This is a genomic window from Novosphingobium sp. MMS21-SN21R (assembly GCF_031846015.1).
Taxonomy (GTDB): domain Bacteria; phylum Pseudomonadota; class Alphaproteobacteria; order Sphingomonadales; family Sphingomonadaceae; genus Novosphingobium.
In genome coordinates this window covers 54,573-74,817 of record NZ_JAVRDU010000004.1, presented here as the reverse complement: position 1 = coordinate 74,817, position 20,245 = coordinate 54,573, and the positions used below count along the sequence as shown (strand labels likewise).

17 protein-coding genes are annotated in these 20,245 nt (G+C 60.4%); 8 read left to right on the top strand and 9 right to left on the bottom strand.

Going from position 1 to position 20,245, the window contains the following annotated elements:
* Window positions 1-125 precede the first annotated feature (125 nt).
* Entirely contained in the window at window positions 126-1,355 is a 1,230-nt protein-coding gene (locus RM192_RS19355; RefSeq protein ID WP_311509329.1) for a DUF1173 domain-containing protein, read from the top strand.
* Window positions 1,356-1,364: 9 nt separating this feature from the next.
* On the opposite strand, the gene RM192_RS19350 is transcribed toward RM192_RS19355, so the two are convergent.
* The 5 genes from RM192_RS19350 to RM192_RS19330 form a co-directional block, all read right to left on the bottom strand.
* Complete coding sequence (locus RM192_RS19350) at window positions 1,365-1,868, bottom strand: hypothetical protein (protein ID WP_311509328.1); 504 nt, start codon at window positions 1,866-1,868, stop codon at window positions 1,365-1,367.
* Between the two features lie 97 nt (window positions 1,869-1,965).
* The gene (locus RM192_RS19345) at window positions 1,966-2,478 is read right to left on the bottom strand and encodes a hypothetical protein (protein WP_311509327.1); all 513 of its coding nucleotides are present in this window, start codon (window positions 2,476-2,478) and stop codon (window positions 1,966-1,968) included.
* A 43-nt stretch (window positions 2,479-2,521) separates the two neighbouring features.
* A complete protein-coding gene (locus RM192_RS19340; RefSeq protein ID WP_311509326.1) occupies window positions 2,522-2,845 on the bottom strand; it encodes a hypothetical protein in 324 nt (107 codons plus the stop codon).
* The gene (locus RM192_RS19335; protein ID WP_311509325.1) at window positions 2,842-3,297 is read right to left on the bottom strand and encodes a hypothetical protein; all 456 of its coding nucleotides are present in this window, start codon (window positions 3,295-3,297) and stop codon (window positions 2,842-2,844) included. The genes RM192_RS19340 and RM192_RS19335 overlap by 4 nt, the downstream gene beginning before the upstream one ends.
* Window positions 3,298-3,359: 62 nt before the next feature.
* The gene (locus RM192_RS19330; RefSeq protein WP_311509323.1) at window positions 3,360-3,965 is read right to left on the bottom strand and encodes an SOS response-associated peptidase family protein; all 606 of its coding nucleotides are present in this window, start codon (window positions 3,963-3,965) and stop codon (window positions 3,360-3,362) included.
* 86 nt (window positions 3,966-4,051) lie between these two features.
* Between RM192_RS19330 and RM192_RS19325 the strand changes: the two genes are divergently transcribed.
* Complete coding sequence (locus RM192_RS19325) at window positions 4,052-4,243, top strand: DUF6771 family protein (protein WP_311509321.1); 192 nt, start codon at window positions 4,052-4,054, stop codon at window positions 4,241-4,243.
* A gap of 16 nt (window positions 4,244-4,259) precedes the next feature.
* On the opposite strand, the gene RM192_RS19320 is transcribed toward RM192_RS19325, so the two are convergent.
* Window positions 4,260-4,616 (bottom strand): hypothetical protein, encoded by a 357-nt coding sequence (locus tag RM192_RS19320; RefSeq protein WP_311509320.1) that lies wholly within the window; start codon window positions 4,614-4,616, stop codon window positions 4,260-4,262.
* Between the two features lie 157 nt (window positions 4,617-4,773).
* Complete coding sequence (locus RM192_RS19315) at window positions 4,774-5,310, bottom strand: DUF736 domain-containing protein (protein WP_311509317.1); 537 nt, start codon at window positions 5,308-5,310, stop codon at window positions 4,774-4,776.
* A 174-nt stretch (window positions 5,311-5,484) separates the two neighbouring features.
* On the opposite strand from RM192_RS19315, the gene RM192_RS19310 reads away from it, so the two are divergent.
* Window positions 5,485-6,270, top strand: coding sequence for a hypothetical protein (locus RM192_RS19310; protein WP_311509316.1), 786 nt, complete (start codon window positions 5,485-5,487; stop codon window positions 6,268-6,270).
* Between the two features lie 145 nt (window positions 6,271-6,415).
* Here the strand turns inward: RM192_RS19310 and RM192_RS19305 are convergent, their stop codons facing one another.
* Together RM192_RS19305 and RM192_RS19300 are read right to left on the bottom strand one after the other, a co-directional pair.
* A complete protein-coding gene (locus tag RM192_RS19305; protein ID WP_311509315.1) occupies window positions 6,416-8,119 on the bottom strand; it encodes a competence protein CoiA family protein in 1,704 nt (567 codons plus the stop codon).
* Between the two features lie 274 nt (window positions 8,120-8,393).
* Window positions 8,394-9,167, bottom strand: a complete 774-nt coding sequence (locus RM192_RS19300) for a hypothetical protein (protein ID WP_311509314.1) — start codon at window positions 9,165-9,167, stop codon at window positions 8,394-8,396.
* A gap of 75 nt (window positions 9,168-9,242) precedes the next feature.
* Between RM192_RS19300 and RM192_RS19295 the strand changes: the two genes are divergently transcribed.
* From RM192_RS19295 to RM192_RS19275, 5 genes are read left to right on the top strand one after another with little or no spacing between them, the layout of a single operon-like run.
* Window positions 9,243-10,388, top strand: a complete 1,146-nt coding sequence (locus RM192_RS19295) for an exonuclease SbcCD subunit D (RefSeq protein ID WP_311509312.1) — start codon at window positions 9,243-9,245, stop codon at window positions 10,386-10,388.
* Window positions 10,385-13,459, top strand: a complete 3,075-nt coding sequence (locus RM192_RS19290; RefSeq protein ID WP_311509310.1) for an SMC family ATPase — start codon at window positions 10,385-10,387, stop codon at window positions 13,457-13,459. Before RM192_RS19295 ends, RM192_RS19290 begins: the two co-directional genes overlap by 4 nt.
* Window positions 13,460-13,482: 23 nt before the next feature.
* Entirely contained in the window at window positions 13,483-16,635 is a 3,153-nt protein-coding gene (locus RM192_RS19285; protein ID WP_311509308.1) for a TerB N-terminal domain-containing protein, read from the top strand.
* Window positions 16,632-17,936, top strand: coding sequence for an ATP-binding protein (locus tag RM192_RS19280; RefSeq protein ID WP_311509306.1), 1,305 nt, complete (start codon window positions 16,632-16,634; stop codon window positions 17,934-17,936). Before RM192_RS19285 ends, RM192_RS19280 begins: the two co-directional genes overlap by 4 nt.
* Window positions 17,866-20,145 carry a DEAD/DEAH box helicase gene (locus RM192_RS19275; RefSeq protein ID WP_311509304.1) on the top strand — a complete coding sequence of 760 codons (2,280 nt, stop codon included), beginning with the start codon at window positions 17,866-17,868 and terminating at the stop codon, window positions 20,143-20,145. Before RM192_RS19280 ends, RM192_RS19275 begins: the two co-directional genes overlap by 71 nt.
* Window positions 20,146-20,245: the final 100 nt, after the last annotated feature.

Genomic DNA, 20,245 nt, shown 5'->3' with positions numbered 1-20,245 from the left:
GCCGCGCCAGCCAGACGATCATAGACTGACCCCAGCGAGCCCATGCGGGGCCCGCGAAAACCTGAAGGAGATGCGCGAGAGGTCGAACGGGCAGCGTCGATCGCGAGAAATTGGAGCAAAGACCAATGATCCAGCGATACCGTGTGCTCGGCCGCAGCGTGGCCGAAGGCGATGAACTTCAGCCGATGCTTGCCAAAGCCTACGCGCAAAAGGCCCAGGTCCTGTGCGAATGCCGCAAGGGGACCGACCTGCCGCTCTACATTTCGCACCGTAATGACCGCTACGTGCTGGCGCGCTGGCCGGGCTCGGGCGCGCGCCATGCGACCGCCTGCGATCACTACGAGGCGCCCGATTACCTGACCGGCATGGGCCAGGTCCGCGGCGCGGCAATCATCGACGACGAGGCAAGCGGCGAGACCAGCCTCAAGCTCGGCTTCCCACTCTCGCGCGGGAGTGCCCGGCTCGCGCCGGCGGCGCTGACCAACGACAAGCCGACGGTGAAGTCGTCGGGCCAGAAGCTTTCGATGCGCGGGCTGCTCCACGTCCTGTGGGACCGGGCCGAGCTCACGCACTGGCATCCGAAGATGGCGAGCAAGCGCAATTGGTTCGTGGTCCGCCGCGCGCTGCTCGAAGCGGCCGCGTCGTGCCGGGCGAAGCAGGAGGCCCTGCCCCACGTGCTGTTCGTGCCCGAGAGCTTCAAGCTGGAGGAGAAAGAGGACATCCGCGCCCGCCGCCGCGCCGCGCTCGAGCGGGTCTATCGCTCACGTGACGAGCTGATGGTGGTGGTCGGTGAGATCAAGGAGATCGTCTCGGCGCACGGCGCGGAGCGGATCGTTCTGCGCCACGTCGGCGACATGCCCTTCGTGATGGACCCGGACATGGCGCGCCGGTTCCACAAGCGCTTCGCGGGCGAGCTCGCGCTGTGGCAGGCGCAGCACGGCGCCAAGGCCGAGCAGGATCACCTGGTGATCGCGGGCTCGTTCGCGCGGCGGCGCGAAGGCACGTTCGACCTGATAGAGGTCGCCCTAATGCCGGTGAGCGCTGAGTGGTTGCCATACGAGACCAGCGACGAGCGCTACCTGATCGCCAAGGCGGTCGCCGAGAAGCGCCGGTTCGTGAAGGGTCTGCGCGTCAATCTCGACGTCGACACGCCGATCGCGAGCCTGGTGCTCAAGGACACTGGCGAGGAAGCCTGCGCGGTCCATATCCATGACCGCGACAACGAGGTGGCCGAACCGCTCGAAGCGCTGCTTGCCGGGCAAGGCGTCGCACACCGGTTCTGGAAGGAAGGCGAGCCGCTCCCGGCGCGCGTCACGCGGCCCCGGCGAAGCTGGGAAGCTCAGGCTGCAGCCTGATTCTTCAGCTTAGTCTTCCGGACGGGGCAACGGCCGGGTCGGCAGGAGATCGACCCGGTGGGGCGCGGGCGCGGCGGCGCGCAGCGCTTCGAGGCGCGCAGGGACTTCATCGGCGTGCTGGGTGATCTCGATCCGCTGCAGCGACACGATCGTCCAAACCGCCAGGTCTGGGTTGTCGGTCACGTGGACCGAGTAGGCGAGCGGCAGCTTGTCGGGGTAAAGCCAGAGCAGCAGCACCGGCAGCGCCGCGAGATTGGGGCGGCCGTCGATCGCCAGCAGCGTCAGCACACCAGTGTCACGGTCGTAGCGGCAGCTGATCCCGAGCGGCTCGGGATGGCCGACGAGGCCGAGGATGGTCTCCTTCGCTTTCGCGCCGAACACTGCATCGAGTTCGCCCGGCGGCTGCGCGGATGCATCGCTCGCGAGGTCGGCAAGGAACAGTTCGACCGCGGCGAAGCGCGCGGCCTCCTCGCGGGTGCAGGCGATTTCGAGAGTGAGCGTGCGTGACGACATGGTCTGAGGCTTTCGCTTGGCATCGCGCAGCGCCGCTGCCCCGCGTCATGACGGCGGGACACCGTCAAGAACGGCGGAAATGCACGGGATTGAAGGTTCAGAGGACGAGGTGGCGCTCGACGTGCGCGCGCTCGCGGACTCGCTGGAGGTTGTAGACGGGGATGGCGTAGGTCGCGGCAATACGCAGCGCCTGGCCGGTGCCTCCCGAAGCCTCGCCATCAGCGGTCCAGCACAGCACGAATTCCGAAGGGCTATCGAGCGCGGGGCCCAGAATCTGGAAGACGTTGCGGGTGTGAAGGTCCTGGACGAAGCGCGACAGCCCGGCGAAAGCGGGATGGTGCGCAGCGGCGATTTCGCGCGCCCTGCCCCAGATCTCCTCGCCCAACACGCCCGCATGAAACGCGCTTCCCGAGCCGCGCCAGCCTGCCGCTGGCAGGAAGATCTGCGCCGCGTCGCCCGCGCCGCGTTCGAAGGCGCTGTCGGCGCCGATCGCGTGACCCGAGCGCAGGACATAGCCGCGCTTGAGCAGGGCAAAGGCGGCGCGGGTCATCAGGCTGAGCATTTCGGGTGGCGTCGCGCGCGCGCCAATCCCGGAATAGAAGCGAAGCATGGCCGGTCTCCCCAAAGGAACACCAGCTCCAAGCCCCCTCCCCTCACTGGTCGTCGGCGGCGTCCGGATACCAGTCCAGCACCGGTGGGTCGGAATGGCTCGCATCGTAGGCGGCAATGGCCGCGTGGGTGATCCAGGTCGCAGGGCTGCGCAGCGCGACATAGGCGCCGTAAAACCGCCCGCCGCGTTCGACGAACTGGGCATGGACATCCTCGGCTACCGCCTCGCTGACGAGGAACCCCGGCATGCCCCAGATATGGACCGGCGGCAGGACGCCGAGCATGTCGTCGTGGAACGCCTCGCTCACCCGCGACAGCGGGAAGCGGGCGAGAAGTTCGGCAATTGCCGCATCGTTGTTGTCGGTCATGCCCGTGCTCCTCGCAGGAGAACGAATGGCGGGATGGTCAGCTCGGCGCGGGCCATCTCGCGTTTGAGCTCGCGCAGACGGGTGAAGCCTTTGATCCATGACGGCGGGAACAGGACCCATTCGTCCTCGCTCGCCGTGTAGTCGCGCAAGGGACCGGTGCCGTCGTACAGCACGATCTCGGGCATGAACGCTCCGAGGCAACCGCCCGACCAGCGGCGGAACGGCAGGCCGTGCTCGCAGCAAAAGGCGTCGACTGCGGGGATCTGCCCGCCGTTGAGCTCGGTGCCGTAGAGTTCGAGCGGCTCGCCCGCGACCAGCGCGGCGGCGTCGAACGGCTCGCCGTCCCATTCGGTGCGCAAGTCATAGTCGGCCGCGTGGGCGGCGAAGACCTCAAGGTGTTCGCGCGGCAACGTGCCGCCGATGGTGATGTGAACGGGAGCGCGGTCGCCCATGGGCCAGGTCCTTTCGCGGGTGTCGTTGATCCGACCCCGCTCAAGTCCCCCTCCCCTCGATGTCAGCCGCGGCGAGCGGCCCAACGCTCGAGGGTGCGGTCGACCTCAAGCTCGCTTGAGCATGTCTGGCACAGCGCAAAGGCCTCGGCGGGGGTGCCCGACAGCCATTGCTCCCAGTTGGTCTGTGCTAGCACGACCGGCATGCGGTCATGGACGTCGGCCATCTGCGCGCAGCCATCCACCATGACCATCGAATAGGCTTGGCCCCATTCTTCGGTCGGACGCCAGAGCCCGGCGACGGCGAAGACCTCTTCGCCCGCCAGCGAGTACCAGGTGCGGGTCATCGCGCCCTTGGCGCCTTCGGCCTCCGCCCAGGCACTGACCGGAATCAGGCAGCGGCGGCGCTCGAAGCTGGCCCGCCAGAACGCGGTGCCGAGCTTGTCCTCGCGCGCGTTGTTGACCGGCTTGGGCTTCAATGGCTGACCGCTCTTGCCCTTGAGCACGAGCGGGAACCCCCAGGTCATCACCCGGGCCTCGCCTTCGGCGACCACCAGCCCCGGATAGCCGGGATAGACCTCGGCCGCGAAGTTGGCGCCCTCCCCTGCCCGCGCGCCGAACAGTCGGGCGATCTCGGCGGGCGCCTTGGTCATGCGGTACAGATTACACATGGCCCGATGCTCGGTTGGACGGCTCTCCGTGTCAATCGAACAGGCGCGCCCTTGCAAATATGTTCCCTCTATGTTCTGTTGTTACCATGGAACGAATCGATACGTCTGCGGTCGCGCATGCGATCTTGGGCGCCCCGGGCTGGGCGCGCGTTGGCATTACCGCCCCAAGCTCCTGCCTGCGCGAGGACGCCGCGCTGGAACTCGCCCGGGTCATCGCCGATGCCGTAACCTCGCCTGCCAGCGAAATGGCCGAAGCGCAGTCGTCGCTGCCGCTTTGAGGCCGGCGGAAAAGCGTCACTCTGCAGGCAAGTCCAGCAGCGGGATGAGCTGCGGATCGATCGGAAATCCCAGACGGCGGGCAAGGGCAGTGGCGTGTCGGAAATCGGCGGCGCGCACGTGAAGCGATCGCGCGAGCGCGGCGAGGTCTTCGCCAGGGCGCGGCGCTGACAGGGCGTGGAGTTTGCCGCAGGTTGCAGTCACCGCGAACGGCCAGGTCATGGCGATCGCCACAACCTGCTCGGTCAGCACGATCAGGGTATCGCCAGTCTTTATCGCCTCGTCACACTGCGAGGCGTCGTAGGCATTGGCACTGCTCGCGAAGGCGTGATGGCGCCGGGTCTCGAAGGCGAAACGTTCGCTGTCGGTCAGCATGTCGGGATCTCCAGATTGCCCCAGGCAAATGAAGAGGCGGAACGCCGGGCGGGGGGTAGCCGGCGTTCCGCCTCAGGCCGCGCGGGGGGCTCATCCGCGGCCTTTCACGGGGACGGGGACCCGCGAGTGGGTCCCCGTCAGTGGAGTGGTCGGACGATCAGGCGTCGACGAGCGGCGGCAGCGCGCCATCGTGTTCGGCGCCGTCCTTGGCCTGCGCGCGGCCGCGCTTGCCCGGAGGCGTCGCGGTGCTGTCGCCAAGGCCGTCTTCGTGGCGGGCTTCGCCGGCCTGCTCGCCGCCTGCACGGTCACCGGCGACGTCGTCGGCACCGAACATGTCGCTCTCGCCGTATTCGGCCGAGCCGAGCTGGCTGCTGCGACGGCGCGGACGCTGCCAGGCCACCGCCATCGTGCCGTCCTCACGCGGGAAAGCGGCGATGTAGAGCGGCTGCGCCATCGACGGATCGTCGATCTTGCCCTGGTAGAAGCTCTCGCCGGTCGAGTTCGAGGAGAGTTCGAACAGCGCGCCGACGATCACCCAGCGGCGCTGATCGTTGAGCGCGACGATTTCGTACTTGGGCGCGCGCGGGTTGCTGGAGGTCACCGGACGGAGGCCGATGGTGCGGGTGATGGTGAGCGTTTCGACGGAGCCGATCAGCTGGCCGTTGGCGTTCTTGCGGATTTCACCGATGTTCATGGACTGTCTCCTGGTAGGATCGATTGCGACCGAACCCCTTGTCCGGTCACTCTCTTCCCACCCCCCTTCCCTCCCGGCCGTCAGGCCGAAGCTGCGGGCACTGCCCGCAGGGGGAGACCCGTCCGGTGATGTACTATGCTTTCAGGAGGTGAGACGGTACCTGGATGACCCTGCATGCGGATTGTACTTCCGCTATGCTCTTTGGGGATGATGCGATTGACGACGGCAACGGGGCTTCGCAGGATAGCCCCGCAGCTGAGCGGCCAAGCACGCAGATTGGGAATGAATATGTCAGTAAATGAGGCAGCGAAGCTGGGGTCTTCGATCAAAGATGCGGCTTCGTCGTCAGAATCAGTTCTCGTTGAAGCAACAGTTCAGACACGTGACGACGGATCCGTGCCAATTGCAATATTGAGCGCCGACGAAGCGGTCAGAGTGATCAACGCCCATGCACCGCGGATAATATATCTTGTTGAGCAAGTTTTCGACCTTGCTGATGAGATCGAAGCTGCGCAGGATGAGCTGGATGACCTTGGCGTCGAACACTCGCCTAGTCATTTGAAGGCAACCCAGCGCAGGTTTGCCGCCTATGACGGGCAGATTGGTGCGACAATCGCGAGTTTCATGATTGACGGGGTGCTTCATACTGCGGTCGCCACCGCAACTTGGCACGACGAATTCGGAGGCGCCGTCGAGGCGATTCTAGAAGTTGCCCGCGAAAACGCCAGTGCCGGCCAAGCCTCGAAAAATTCGGAAGAAGCCAAGGCGATCGACCGCAACGCGCTGGTTCTGCTAAAACACCCGTCCTTCAATCATGGACGTGTCTCGTTCGACAAACGCATGGCGCTGGCTGAAACACTCTTTCAGGATTGTGCCCTCCACACACTTTCCGACATTACGCGGCGGGCGGAGACCTTGTTCTGGCTCGAGCAATCTGGCGTAAAGGTCGATGGGAATTGAGCAGGACTCACCGACACACCCGGGCGTATTCTGATCTTTTCTTGGATTTCCTCGGGCATCATTTCGAGCGCAACTTTCGTAGGCTGGTCTGGTCGAAGACACTCGAGAAAAACGCAACCGGCCACTCAGCGGAGCTCTCGTCTTGTCACCTCCGAGCCTTCGGCAGCTTATCTAGAATTGAGCGCAATGCAGAAGGGCTATCGCATTTTGCGTGCCATGAGCTGACAAAGAGGCGTGCTCGTGTCTCGTCAGGAAAGGCCTTCTTGGCTGCGTCGACAATTTGCCGTTGATACCCCTGGACAGCGGCAGCTGCTGCTAACCGAGCATTCCTCTCCCGGGTCGCCACGCGCAGGAAGGAAAATGCCTGAGTTAGATTGCCGTCAGTCTCGCTCGCCCATTCTAAGAACGATACCGACGCGTTCGGCACGTTTTGGTTGAGCCAAGTGTTGGCATCTGGCCCAAGGTCTTCACGCGCCGAGGTCTCAAGATTATTTCTGCGGTCCAAAGCTGCCGCCGCCTTTTCCTTCGCTAGCTTTGCGGCTTGCTCTTCGATTGCTGACAAGCGTGCTTGCCGCATCGGCTCAAGTGGGAGCCCGCATAGGTCGTCAACGACGACCGGCTTGAGATATGAGTCAGCCATTCGCACGAGTGCTTCGACCCTGGACAAAAGCGAATCGTATGCGGCCCCTCCGCTTCGAGCAACTTCGGTGGGCGATACGCCATCGACATTGTACTTACCCAACCACCTCGCTTTTACCTCGTCAGGATCAGGGGCTCCAGCGGCTTCGAGCACCCGTCGAATTTTCCAGCCCAATTCATGAAGTCTGTAGATGCGTCCGTGCAATTCCGACGCAACGAAGAAGGCCTCTTCGTCCCGGTCCCACACAACAACGTCTTGGTTGACGGCAAGATGAGCCAAGTAGTGAAATATCGCATTATCCGCGCTGCCGAAGCTGGATGTGGTGTATCCTGCTTCCTCCAACCTCTTCCAATTATAGGCACTCAGATCTGACCGGATCATCCAGGTGGGCAGGCGATTGGCATACCCTTGGTAGTCCGGCCAATCGCCACGGACTTTGATCCTAGATCCGGGAGTGCTGCTACGCGAAGGTGCGACAATACCCGTGGCAAGCAGAGCTGCTTGCCACACCGGCAGGCCAACGCAGAACCAATGTTGGCAATCCACAGGCACGCCTATCTCGTCGAGCAAACCCACCTCTTCGAGCGACGCCAGAGACTCCCGATGGTAGTCGTAGTCGACTTTGCCGCGCGGCTTGCGCTCGATATGAAACTTGAGGCGTCGACCGCGCTCCTCCTTCTTGGCTGCGACGCGGCTCTCAAGGCGGGCTTGTCCAAGACTGCGTTCGGGATGATGGATCCATTTGCGATCACAGTTATGAAGGATGGCCTCGTCCAGTTCCTGCATGCTGATCTGCTGAAACCTCAGGGAATTGAGGTCAATTTCGATCATCGGAATATCGACGGCGGCAACCTTCTCCTGTTTTGCATCGTCAACAGCGTGTGCAACTTTGAACTCGACCGCAAATTCGTTGCTCGACAACACGACGATGGCGTCAGGTCGAAATCCTGGTCGGTCGACCTCGATGACGACACGATCAAGCTTAAACCTGCCTCCTTCGAACACGATTTCCTCGACGCCTTCTTGTCGCAAGACGAGCGGCGCAAAGGTTAGTTGTCGTTCGCGTTCCAGCAACTCCTTGGCATAAACATGCAGAGCCGTTTCGCCAGCACAGCGGGAATCCGGCAAATGTGCAAAATGTGGCCGCGCCCTGGTCGAGATTCTCAGCTGCAAGAGTTCGCCGCAATCTAGGCAGCGGAACGGCCCCATTGACCTACCGGAAATCCGATCGACGTGACGTGCGATGCCATCATTGCATCGCGCAAATGGCACCCTCAGGTCGCCGGACCTTTGCCATGTTGTGGCACAAGGTCGCCTTGCGTCAGTCAATATTCAATACACATAGCGGTCGATCCGACGCTACGCACGACGTCGGTCTCGGGATTTGTGACCGCTCCGGCCCATACCAGCAAATGAGTGGTTACGTTTGCCGCCATCGTCACCTCCAATCGCGCGACGAGCGATCGTCGCGTTCGCCAAAAACCTAGCAACGCTCCAACCGTGTCCCGGGTCGATTGAGCCCCCAACGCCGATCGATGTAGAACTCCAGTGATCTGCGAATTTGAAACTTCAGAAGATCGTCGGTGAAGCCGTATTCAAGCCGGACAGCAGCCTTCTGCTCGTCCGAAAGCCCATCCAGAGGCCTAAGCCGTACCTCCACGATCTCCTCCCAATCGGCATCCCGCGGAAGCTCCTGGTCGATCACCGCGATTGAAAAGCTGCTTTCGGGCGACACTCGTACCGGCAGGTAGTCGCGCCATTCCTGATGGTGAAAACTCCACGCTCTGACATGTAGACGCTCGCCATCAGACGCGAAATTTGCAGGCGCAATCCACTGATTTTGGCGAAGGCCAGTCGACATCGAGACATAGTCGATCTCGATCTTCATCTGCTGCTCGATCGCCTGATAGAGTTGGCGCATCACAAATGGCGGAGACTGCCGAACGGGCGTGGGTAGCATTGAGAAGTCGTCGGATCCTGGGCTTCTGACAAGCTCATCAGGCGAGCCGGCTTCATACGTGAAGGGCAACCCGTTATGATTTCTGTCGGCAAGGTAGCATTTGCGGACCGTGTCATACCTAGGCTTTGGCTCTGACACCCGCTCCAAATACTCTCTGAAGTCTATGGCCGCCTGCGGCGACGATATTCCAAATCGTTCGATCAGGTCTTTACGATTCACTTGCCCGCGCCAAGTCAGGCATTGATCTAGATAGACCAGGCGGGCGAACATGGCAGGCTTGAGGGTGGGATCGCTCATTGAGGCAAACGCTACTTGACTCAGTTTGGGCTGTCTATATAAATTTTATACGTATTGAGATTCGGGGTTCGGCGAATGCGCATTCTGCACACAAGTGACTGGCATCTAGGTCGCCAATTCCACGGCGTGGCGCTGGATGAAGACCATGATCACGCTCTCGTCCAGATCCTTTCGGTAATCGATGATCAGCAGCCAGACGTCCTCATTGTCGCGGGCGACATCTTCGACAGAGCTAATCCGCCCCAAAGCGCTCTTAAGCGGCTTTCAGAATTCCTGACGACGGTAAGGGCGACATCATCCGCAGCCATCGTGTTGATCGCTGGCAATCATGATTCAGCCGCACAGATAGGGGCATTGGGCGTTCTTGCGAAAGATGGTGAAGCCATCGTGCGCGGTCCCTTGGACGAGAATGAAAGGCCGCTGGTCATTTCTGATGCAGACGGACCGGTAGCGATTTCCGCTTTGCCGTTTGCCTTCGAATATGCGGCGCGATTGTGCTTCGATGACGAGGAAATTGTTTGTCCCGCAGATGTCATTCGCGCTCAGATCGCCAGTGCGCGCAAGCACCTTGCCGACGGAATGCGCTGGATCGTCGTCGCCCATGCTTTCGTAGATGGTGCTGCCACGAGTGAAAGCGAGCGGCCGCTCATGCGAATGGTTGGCGGGATCGAAACGGTATCGGCGTCGGCGTTCGACGGGGCGCACTATGTTGCGCTGGGGCACCTGCACCGCCCCCAATCGGTGGGTTTAAAGCATGTTCGCTATTCGGGAGCGCCGCTGGCCTTTGGCTTCGACGAAGAAGGCCAAGAGAAGTCCGTCAGCCTGATCGAACTCGCGCACGACGGAACCGTCGGTGTAACCGAATTTCCCATCAAGCCGCTGCGTCAGGTGCGAACCATCCGCGGAAAGCTCTTGGAGTTGCTGGCTGCTACCGAGGTGTCGAACGACCTTGTGCGCGTAATTCTGACTGATGAAGCACCGCAGATCGACCCGATGAAAAGGATCAGGGCGCTCTACCCCAATGCAGTCCAGCTTGCCTATGAACGGAATGGCCGCCCGCTCGCGCAGCGCCTGGAGGAACAACGAGCGGCGATTGACGATCCCCATGCGCTCTCCTCGACGTTTCTTGAGATCGTGAGGGGCGACCCGATGTCCGAAGCTGAGGCGGGGATTGTAGCCTCCGCGCTCAATGCGTTGGCGACGACGGAGGTGGTTCAATGAGGCCAATCAAGCTCACGTTGAGCGCATTTGGCCCCTATGGCGGCGTCGAGAGCATCGACTTCCGCGACGCCACAGATGCCGGTCTTTTCGGAATCTACGGACCGACCGGTTCGGGCAAGTCGTCGATCTTCAGCGCGATCGCCTTTGCACTGTTTGGGGAAGGTGCGAAGGAGGAGCAGGGCATTGGGACAATGCGTTCGGATTTTGCAACCGATGCGCTGTTGACCGAGGTTAGCCTGCAATTCGAGCTTGGGGCCAAGCGCTATTACGTCCGGCGGATTCCCGACCAACCCCGTCCGAAGGCCAGGGGAGAAGGGCAAACCATGCAGCCGCATGCGGCTTGGCTCTTCGACGTGTCATCGGTCGCGATTGACGATGTCGGCCCGGACTGCTGCGGCGTTCCACTAGCCGAGCGTAAGGTTGGAGATGTCGCGAGGCTTGTCGAGGAGCTGCTCGGCTACGGCGCCCAGCAGTTTCGTCAGATCGTGCTGCTACCACAAGGTCGGTTCGAACGGTTTCTGGTGTCGAACAGCAAGGATCGGCTCGAGATCCTGCGCGAACTTTTCGACGTGTCGCTATACCGGAAGCTCACGGAAAAGCTCAAATTGGAAGCTGCGGAGGTCCGGCGCGAGATCGAAGACGGATATCGATTGAACGGGCAGCGTCTTGCGGCAGAGGGATTTGCCAGCTCGGATGAACTCAGCGTCGGCATTGCGTCCGCGTTGGAGCGATATGAGCTTAGCCGATTGGCCGTCGCCGAAGCATCCGCGGTACTCACGTTGGCGAATAATGTGTTTGCCGAGGCTGTTTCCCGAGAAAAACTGTTTGTCGAAGTGGAGGCTGCCGACGCTGCGCTGGAACAGCTGGAAGGAAAGGTTCCTGAATTCGATGCCGTTCGTGCCCGTAAGTCCCGTGCAGAGTTGGCACGGCGCATGGCGGACCTCGACAGCAGTCTCACCGACGCTCGTACGCGCCATGGTTCGGCCGTAGCGGCACAGGCCAGCGCCAGCGAAGCAGAAGTTCGTGCCCGTGACGCGGCGGCAGCGGCAAGTGCGTTGCTGGCCGACCTGCGAGCCCTGGAACATGAAATTGAGACCTTGGGTCGCAAAGTCGACGAAATGGACCGCCACCAGCAAGTGCTCGTCGATTCGGCCGAGCGCCTTTTGGAGCATGAAAAGGCTCTGGTCGCTTTGGAAAGCGCGAAGCAGGGGCATGACCAGGCCGTTGCGCAACAACAGCAGGCCGATCGAACCTTTGAGGAAAAGTCCGCTGCCTTCGCTGATGCGCAACGCAATACTCTCAAGCGGCAGAATTTGATCGGTCGCCGCGATACGCTGAAAATCGAATTAGATGGCGCGAATGCACATCTTAGCGCCACCCAGGCAGTGGGACATGCACAGGCTGAGTTCGACGAAGCGGCTGCTAAAGCGTTGGAAGCCCAAAATCGCCATCATCATGCCGTTGAAGAAGTAGCCGCGCGCGAAAGTGATTATATCTCCGCCCAGGCGAGTGTCCTTGCCGAGCGACTGGAAGATGGTGTGCCCTGCCCGGTGTGCGGCGGCAGCGATCATCCTCGACCAGCGCACGGGACCGGTGATGCGGGTCTACTGGAGAAAGCCTGGCGAGCGGCGCAGTCCGCTTCCGTCTCTGCAGCGAAGAAAGATCGCGAGGCGCAATCGCGGGCCAGCGCAGCGAACGCAACGCTGAAGGAGCGCCAAGCGACATTGTCGGGGTTTGATGTGCCGCAGCGCGGCGTCAGCGAGATCGATACTGAGTATCGGCATTTCCTCGCCGCGATCAACGAGCTCGGAAGCATCGTCGATTTGACCCTCCTCGCAAAGGAGGTCGACGACTTACGCGCTCGCAAGTTGGCGACTGCAACCAAGCTCCAGCAAGCCAATTCCACTCTGGGCGACGCAACCACTGCCGAGGCCGTGTCCCGCCAAAGCTATGCTGATCACATCGCCTCCGTTCCGGAGACGCTGCGCGACGCTACCGTGCTGCAGGCTGCTATTAATGATGCAAGGGCCCATCTTGATCGGCGCAAAAAGGCGATTTCCGAAGCCCTGGAGCAACAGCAGAGTTCCCAGGCCGCTCTGATCAAGGCTGAGGCGGCCCTACAGAACGCGTCGAATTCGCTCAAAGATTGTGCGGATGAAGTCGAAAAGAAGCAGACTGCCGTTGACAGCCGACTGATTGAGCTCGGGATTTCCGAAACAGCATATCGGTTAGCCATTCCCGACGTAGATCTGATCGGGGAGCTGGAAGGGTCGATCGTCGAATTCGACAGAGATTTGGCAGCAGCGCGTGGGCGGCAAACGGCTGCTAGGAATAATGTCGGAAGTGCTCAGCGTCCCGACCTGGAACCGTTCCGGCTCAGCTGCAATCAGGCGCAGACAGCGGCCGACGAAGCCTCAAATAATAGCGCCGAAGCACAGCAGAAGCATCGCTCGCTGATCGATCTGAAGACAAGTTTGGCCGACGAATTGGAGAACCTGCAGAGCCTCGAGCAAGCTTCCGGCTCATTGCGCGGTCTCGCCGAAGCCTTCGATGGGCAAAACGAGTTGCGGACTACCCTTGAGACGTTTGCCATCGGCGCCATGTTCGATCAGGTCCTGGAAGCCGCAAATCTGAGACTCGACCCGATGACCGGTGGTAGATATCGGTTCGAGAGGGACACGGTGAGTGTTGGCGGGAGATCGAAACGCGGCCTCGATGTGCGCGTTCACGATATCCAAACAGGCCGGGCGCGTGAGATCATAACCTTGTCTGGGGGCGAAACCTTTATCGCGGCCCTATCCCTGGCGCTTGGCCTTTCTGATGTGGTTGAGATGACCCACGGGGCCATTAGGCTCGACACGATCTTCATCGATGAAGGCTTCGGCAGCTTGGATACCGAGAACGACGCTGGCACGCTGGATCAAGTTCTGCAGGTTCTGCAGGACATCGTTGGCGAGCGCCGATCTGTTGGACTGATTTCACACGTGCCGCTGGTTCAACAGGCTGTCCCCAATGGCTTCAGCGTTCGGAAAGGGGTGAATGGAAGTATCATTGAGTCACGAATGCAGTGACGTTTGACTTATCCGCCACATGAGTGAATTTCAGCCGCATGCACAACGCCTTAATACCTTTTCGGAAGTACTCGGATTTTTCCGGACGTGCGAGCACGCGTGAGTTTTGGTCGTTCTTCGCACTTTCGGCTGCTGTATTCGTCACCACGGTTTTGCTTACCGGTCTCAGCGCGCAGACCTCTGCCAAGGCTACTCCGACTTGGGCGCTGGCATACGTTTTCTGGTGGGCGGTCACAGCAGTGCCATGGTTTGCGCTCCAGGTGCGCCGCCTGCATGATCAGGGCAGGAGTGGCTGGCTCGTTTCGATCAACATCGCTGGCTATGTCGCGCTTTTCATCCAACCGCTGGCAGGCATGGCGTTACTGGCTATTTCTCTTGGTCTTATGGCACTGCGGGGCGAACGGGGGAGAAACCAATATGGCGCAGCGTCCGTGGTGGCCGATGCAAGGTTCGACACGGTCAGTATATCGTCCGGAGGTAACATTGAGGCTTCCGACGAGCAACCAACCCGCGACCAGCATGGTGTATTGCGCTTGTCAGATGGGACCTTCGAGTGTGCCGGAGTGGTCTTTGCCAGTTATAAGGAGGCTTATCAGTTCGGTCTCACCGAGGAGAGGCGTTCGACGCGGCGACCAGGTGAAGCTGACGGCGGTGCGCGGCGGAACGCTGCAATCGAAGGGGTGCTCGATTCAGCCTCAAAGGAGCAGGCTCCAGAAAATCGCGCCTCGTCAATGAGAGTCGGCGTTGACAGGTACGATGTCACGCCGACCTCGGATGGCCGTTTCATGTCCGGCGGTTATACATTCACCACGAGGGCACAGGCTGAGAATTATGCGCAGCGCCGCCGAGGAACAGCCGCACCTTCGGCGGCCGTAGGGACGAACGGTGCAACCGCCGGCTTCCCTGACAATCCTAACAAGCCTGCGACGTACAGCGGCCCAAAGGAGAGGTGGGCGGAAATCGAACCTGGCATCAAGCTGGGCAGGGATGGTCAGTTTTACGTTCGTGGGTACGCCCATCCCAAGCTTGACGATGCGCGAAGGGCAGCCACTGGTTACGGCCATAGGCCAGTTCCGACGGCGCAACCCCAGCCAGTTTCCGCCCCGAGAAGGGAGCCGTCTCAAAGCTTCATCGCCAAACTCGCCAAGCCTTTTGCTCCTGCACCAGCTGCACATTGGATCGCCGAGCCAACCACGGTGGAGGTGGCCGGAATCGAATTTCAAGGGGAGCTTCTTTACTACGGGAAAAGCGATCGACGGTCGAACCATCGAGCTCTGGTTGACCCGACGTTGTCGGTGGCATCCGATTCAGACTCGCTCGGGACATCTCTGGGTTACTGGCCGAACTATAGCGAGCTAACGCCCTCAGCACGTCGAGCGTATCTGGAATGGCTTGCTTCCGGGCGTAGTACACCGAACGCTCCCATTGGGTATGTTTTCGTCTATTTCTATGGCCTCGAGCGTCGCTTGATCGCGGAGAAGAGCGAGCAGGATGCAGGCGCAATCCTAGCGGAAGCGCGTCGCCTGCTGGACATCTACGGCGACAACCACTCATTCCGTAATTATTGTGGGGCGCTGATCGAGGCTGGCGAGCTGATCTTCGACATCGCACCCCCTGGAAATGTAATTTCGCTCGACATGCGGCGAGGTTGGGAAATCCCCATTGGCATCCGGGTGCGGCTCGGCCGCAAAGTCCGTGACGGTATAGCAATAGATTCCGATGACGCCTTGTGCTGGGCCTTGACCCATCCCCAGCTCTATCCACGAACCGCCGTTAGTCGCTGCTTTGATCAGTTCTGCGCGCTGTGGAGGTATCGCTTCGCTGAACGCTTCCCCGATGGCATCAAGGTGCGTGGCGGCAAAACGCGTCTGCAATTCAATTATCGAGCGGCGAGCGGCGAATTCAATGCTCATGCCGAACTAGAGGACCTGCCCGATATTGGAGCAATCGCAGGGCCTGTGACCAAGCTTGAAGCCTTGCTGACGGCATGTACTGAGGAACTCGATCCGCTCAGCAGGTTCCTTGGCCGCAATCCCAAAGAGCGCGCGACCTTGCTCGCTGCCGCACTTTGTCCCGCAGAGGCCTTGAATGATCGCGCCGAAGCCCTCCTCAGCGCAGCACGGACTCTTCTATTTGACGGAAAGAGCCAAGACGGTTTTGCGCAGAAGCCTGTCGGCAAAGTGTTGGAAGTGCTGGCAGGAAATCCGGGGGGACTGGCTGCAGACCGAAGGGCGTTCTTATCTAAGCGCTTGCCCGAAATCCTCGATGCGATGCAGATCGGTTTCGAACCAGATAAGCGGTTCGGCCCTGCCCCCACTCTAAGTGACGACACCGTGTTGTGCCTGTTCGAGATGGGTAAGTCTATCAAGGCGCATCAAGAACGTGACGAGTATCGTTCGGCCCGCACGATGATCGAGATTGCCGTTCTGGCCGCCAAGGCAGACGACCAGGTCGTCGAGGCGGAAATGAGCGTGATCCTCGACGATGTCGAACAAATTGAAGGGCTGGATTCGAACGACCAGCATAGATTGCGCGCTCACGCACAGGCTTTGGCATCAAACCCTTCAAAATTGCGCGCGGCGACCAATCGGCTGCTGGCGTTACCCGACGCTGAGAAGGATCGAGTGTTGAATGCTGCCGTTCGCGCGATCCTTGCCGATCAACGCGTATTGCCGTCCGAAGTGCGTTTTCTGGAGGGTCTCTACAAGTCACTTGGGAAGCCGCAGGACGAGGTTTATGCGCGACTGCACGCGGGCGAGAACAGCCCACGATCGCAACGCACCGGTACGAAGCAACCGGCCCACATCGTCGATAGCGAGAGGCTGGCCCAGCTTCGACGGGAGACAACCGCAGTCTCGACCATGCTCTCCAGCATTTTCCAGGAAGAGGAATTGGCCTCGCCAGAAACTACGGCCCAACCACAGCCAGAAGAAAGGAGCCTGCCTGGTCTTGATGCCGCGCACTCGCACGTACTTCTGACGCTCTCGGAGCAGCCGGTCGAAGCCGACGTTTTTGAGACCCTCTGTCGTGTGCAGCGGCTGCTCCCCGATGGAGCCATTGAAACCATAAACGATTGGGCTTTCGACGCCCTCGACGACATCGCGATCGAATGCGAAGACATCGTTTCGATTCAACCGCACCTCATCGACAAAATCAGGAGCATGGCCGCCGCATGACCGAGCGAACACCAATCCGGCTTCGCGACCGCGACACGATAGTCCAAGCCCTCGCTGCTGGCGTCGTCCCGCGGGTCGGCTTGCAGCACATTCAGGTCGGTCGGATGCTCGAGGTCAGCGCCCTAATAAAGGACATCGACCGGATCGCCGACGGCGGGTCATCTTGTCGGTTCGTTATCGGGGAATACGGCGCAGGTAAGACATTCTTCCTGAGTCTTGTGCGGCTAATCGCGTTGGAGCGTCGGTGCGTTACCATTCACGCAGACCTGGCTCCCGATCGTCGCATTCATGCGACCGGCGGTCAGGCGCGCGGGCTTTATGCAGAAGCGATCCGCAACATGGCCACACGGACCAAACCGGATGGCGGCGCACTGCCTAGCGTTGTTGAACGCTTCATCAGCGAATGCGTGAAGGTCGCGCACGCTGATAACCGGCCCGTAGAACAGGTCATCGATGACCGTCTGGCTTCGATCCAAGAGCTGGTGGGCGGCCATGATTTTTCGCACGTGCTCAAGTGCTACTGGCAAGGCAGTGAGGCTGGTAACGAGGCTCTGAAGGCTTCGGCCCTGCGTTGGCTACGCGCCGAGTTTCCGACGAAAACCGAGGCGCGCCAAGCTCTAGGAGTCCGTTCGATAATCGACGACGCCGATGTCTTTGACAGCTTGAAGCTCCTTGCTCGCTTCACTCGGCTCGCCGGCTACACTGGTTTGCTGGTTGTGTTCGACGAGATGGTCAACATCTACAAATTGCAGAGCTCCCAGGCACGAAACCAAAATTTCGAGCAGATCCTGCGCATGGTCAACGACATGCTCCAGGGCAATTCCGAAGGACTTGGTTTCATTTTCGGTGGCACGCCTGAATTCCTCATGGACAGCCGCCGCGGGCTCTACAGCTATGAGGCCTTGCAGTCCCGGCTTGCAGAAAACCAGTTTGCCGCCCCCGGCTTGGTCGATCTTAGCGGCCCGGTCGTTCGCCTCCAGAACCTTTCGCCTGAGGAATTCTTGATCCTGTTGGGCAACATCCGCGCGATCTTCGCGTTAGGTGACCCGACGAAGCATCTCGTGCCCGATGAAGCGCTCGACGTATTCATGGCGCATTGCAGCCAGCGCATTGGCGAAGCATACTTTCGGACGCCGCGTAACACCATCAAGGCCTTCGTCCAGCTCCTTGCAATCTTGGAGCAGAACCCCGCTCTCGATTGGCGAACCTTGATCGGGAGTGTTTCGGTGGATGACGATCCTGGCGAAGACGTCGCCACTGCAGTGGACGGCGATGATGAGCTTGCCACGTTCGAGCTCTGAAAGCGGTTCCGGGTTCGATCTGCTCCATCCGCAGGTCCAACGCTGGGTCAGGCAGCAGGGCTGGTCTCGTTTGCGAGATGTGCAAGAGCAGGCGATCGCAGCGATCTGTGGCAGTGACGAGGACGTCCTTGTTTCAGCCGCGACCGCAGCCGGCAAGACCGAAGCAGCTTTCTTGCCGCTCCTGGGCTCCTCTGCAGCGCGGGCGGAGCCTGGTATCTCGATTCTATACGTCGCTCCGCTTAAGGCGCTGATCAACGATCAGTACCGGCGGCTTGAAGAGCTGTGCGACAAACTCGAATTACCTCTGGTTCGTTGGCATGGTGATGCCCCCCAAGGTCCCAAGAACAAGATCATCAAGGCACCCTCCGGTGTGGTGCTGATCACCCCGGAATCAATCGAGGCAATGCTGTTGCGGCGACCGGCAACTGCCGAAGCCCTTTTCGGTGCGCTTGATGCAATCATAATCGACGAGCTTCATGCATTCCTCCAAGGACCGAGAGGTCTTCACCTCTCGAGCTTGTTATATCGGATTGAGGTGCTGAACGATCGGCGGCCGCGACGAGTAGGATTGTCAGCGACAATAGGCGACCTCGAATTCGCGGCGCGATGGTTAAGCGCCACCGCACCCAAACCAGCGAAGATCATTGCGGTTGCGGGCGGTGCCCCACCGCTGAAAGTCCAAGTCCGGGCCTATGTCGAACCACCCGAAGGCGGTGCGGACGGCGATGCGATGCTCAATGAACCGCAATCTGGATCAGCTTTGGCTCAGATCGCTCGGCACGCTTTTGAAGCTCTACGTGGAAGCAACAACCTCTTTTTTGCCGGTTCTCGGGCCAACGTTGAAACTCTGGCCGATCGGCTACGCACAATCAGCGAGGAAGGCCAGGTACCCAACGAGTTCTTTCCTCATCACGGCAGCCTGAGCAAAGGCCTGCGAGAAGAACTCGAGTTGCGACTGAAGGATGGCCGCCTGCCAACAACAGCAGTTGCGACCACGACGCTGGAGCTTGGGATCGATATCGGTTCCGTCGTTGCAGTGTCGCAGCTTGGCGCGCCACGCTCGCTCGCATCGTTGCGGCAACGCCTAGGCCGGTCTGGTCGGCGGGAGGGATCCAGCGCGATCTTCCGGAATTATTTGCGCGAACCATATCCTGTTGCCGACGCTGATCCGCTAGACAAATTGCACTTGCCCGTGGTCCAGGCCGTGGCAGCGCTGAATTTGCTACGCTTGAAGTTCGTCGAACCCCCTCAAGCCGACCCAGCTTTGCTATCGGTCAGTGTTCACCAGATTCTGTCGCTCATAGTCCAACGGGGTGCCATAAGCGCCGGGGCCCTATACGCATCCTTGTGTCATCAGGGACCGTTTACAGCTCTCAAGAAAGCCGATTTCGCCGACCTGCTCCGAGGAATGGGCAGTGATGAGGCAGGTCTGATCGAGCAAGCACCCGACGGTTCGCTCATGCTCGGCCCAGAAGGGGAAAAGCTGACTGCATCGCGAGATTTCTATGCCAACTTCTCGACCGATGAGGAATGGCGCCTGGTCCATTCCGGACGGACACTCGGAACACTGCCGATCGTAAATGCGCTAGTCGTCGGATCGATAATCGGATTTGCGGGACGTCGTTGGCGTGCGACCGGTATCGACGACAAGGCGAAGGTCGTTGAAGTTGTCGCCCATAACACAGGGCGTGTGCCAAAGTTTGATCGCCTTGGTCAGGAGCCAATCCATGACCGCCTTGCAGCTGAGATGCTGGCCGTCTTGATGAGTGAGGATCTGCCGGACTATCTCGACGACAACGCCAAGGAGCTCTTGGCTGCCGGCCGCTCGGCCTTTGCCGAACTCGGCCTGCAAAAATCCCGCTACATCGATGCGGGCTCCGCGACGCACGTCCTAACTTGGCAAGGTACATCAGCAAATTCACTGCTCGCGGTCTTGCTCACGTCCATGGGCTTCGCCTGCGAAACATTCGATGTCGGGATCACTTTGACTGGCTGTCCAATCGAGGAAGCTTCCGCTGTGATCGCATCAATTGATGGTTGCCCTCCAATTGAGGACCTCGGGCGGTTCGTGGAGAATCTCATTGTCGAGAAATATGACGCCTATGTTCCAGAAGATCTTTTGCGTCGGATTTGGGTTCGTCGACACGAGACTCTTCGTGAACCGATGAGTCAACTGATACGCGAGCTCGCAGCTACTACAGGCGACTGAGTCAAAACACGAAGGTCAGGAGCAACCCAGATTGTGAAGACGATTTGACTGGCGATCTGGTTTTGATCCATGAGCAAGAAGTGCTTCTTTGCGCCCGCGA

What these genes read in the sequence shown, in the direction of transcription:
- RM192_RS19280 (WP_311509306.1), top strand. Translation starts at nt 16,632, where the DNA reads ATGACCGAGCGAACACCAATCCGGCTTCGCGACCGCGACACGATAGTC.
- RM192_RS19310 (WP_311509316.1), top strand. Translation starts at nt 5,485, where the DNA reads ATGCGGATTGTACTTCCGCTATGCTCTTTGGGGATGATGCGATTGACG.
- RM192_RS19325 (WP_311509321.1), top strand. Translation starts at nt 4,052, where the DNA reads ATGGAACGAATCGATACGTCTGCGGTCGCGCATGCGATCTTGGGCGCC.
- RM192_RS19355 (WP_311509329.1), top strand. Translation starts at nt 126, where the DNA reads ATGATCCAGCGATACCGTGTGCTCGGCCGCAGCGTGGCCGAAGGCGAT.
- RM192_RS19300 (WP_311509314.1), bottom strand. Translation starts at nt 9,167, where the DNA reads ATGAGCGATCCCACCCTCAAGCCTGCCATGTTCGCCCGCCTGGTCTAT.
- RM192_RS19350 (WP_311509328.1), bottom strand. Translation starts at nt 1,868, where the DNA reads ATGTCGTCACGCACGCTCACTCTCGAAATCGCCTGCACCCGCGAGGAG.
- RM192_RS19335 (WP_311509325.1), bottom strand. Translation starts at nt 3,297, where the DNA reads ATGGGCGACCGCGCTCCCGTTCACATCACCATCGGCGGCACGTTGCCG.
- RM192_RS19305 (WP_311509315.1), bottom strand. Translation starts at nt 8,119, where the DNA reads ATGGGGCCGTTCCGCTGCCTAGATTGCGGCGAACTCTTGCAGCTGAGA.
- RM192_RS19330 (WP_311509323.1), bottom strand. Translation starts at nt 3,965, where the DNA reads ATGTGTAATCTGTACCGCATGACCAAGGCGCCCGCCGAGATCGCCCGA.
- RM192_RS19290 (WP_311509310.1), top strand. Translation starts at nt 10,385, where the DNA reads ATGAGGCCAATCAAGCTCACGTTGAGCGCATTTGGCCCCTATGGCGGC.
- RM192_RS19345 (WP_311509327.1), bottom strand. Translation starts at nt 2,478, where the DNA reads ATGCTTCGCTTCTATTCCGGGATTGGCGCGCGCGCGACGCCACCCGAA.
- RM192_RS19340 (WP_311509326.1), bottom strand. Translation starts at nt 2,845, where the DNA reads ATGACCGACAACAACGATGCGGCAATTGCCGAACTTCTCGCCCGCTTC.
- RM192_RS19275 (WP_311509304.1), top strand. Translation starts at nt 17,866, where the DNA reads ATGACGATCCTGGCGAAGACGTCGCCACTGCAGTGGACGGCGATGATG.
- RM192_RS19295 (WP_311509312.1), top strand. Translation starts at nt 9,243, where the DNA reads ATGCGCATTCTGCACACAAGTGACTGGCATCTAGGTCGCCAATTCCAC.
- RM192_RS19320 (WP_311509320.1), bottom strand. Translation starts at nt 4,616, where the DNA reads ATGCTGACCGACAGCGAACGTTTCGCCTTCGAGACCCGGCGCCATCAC.
- RM192_RS19315 (WP_311509317.1), bottom strand. Translation starts at nt 5,310, where the DNA reads ATGAACATCGGTGAAATCCGCAAGAACGCCAACGGCCAGCTGATCGGC.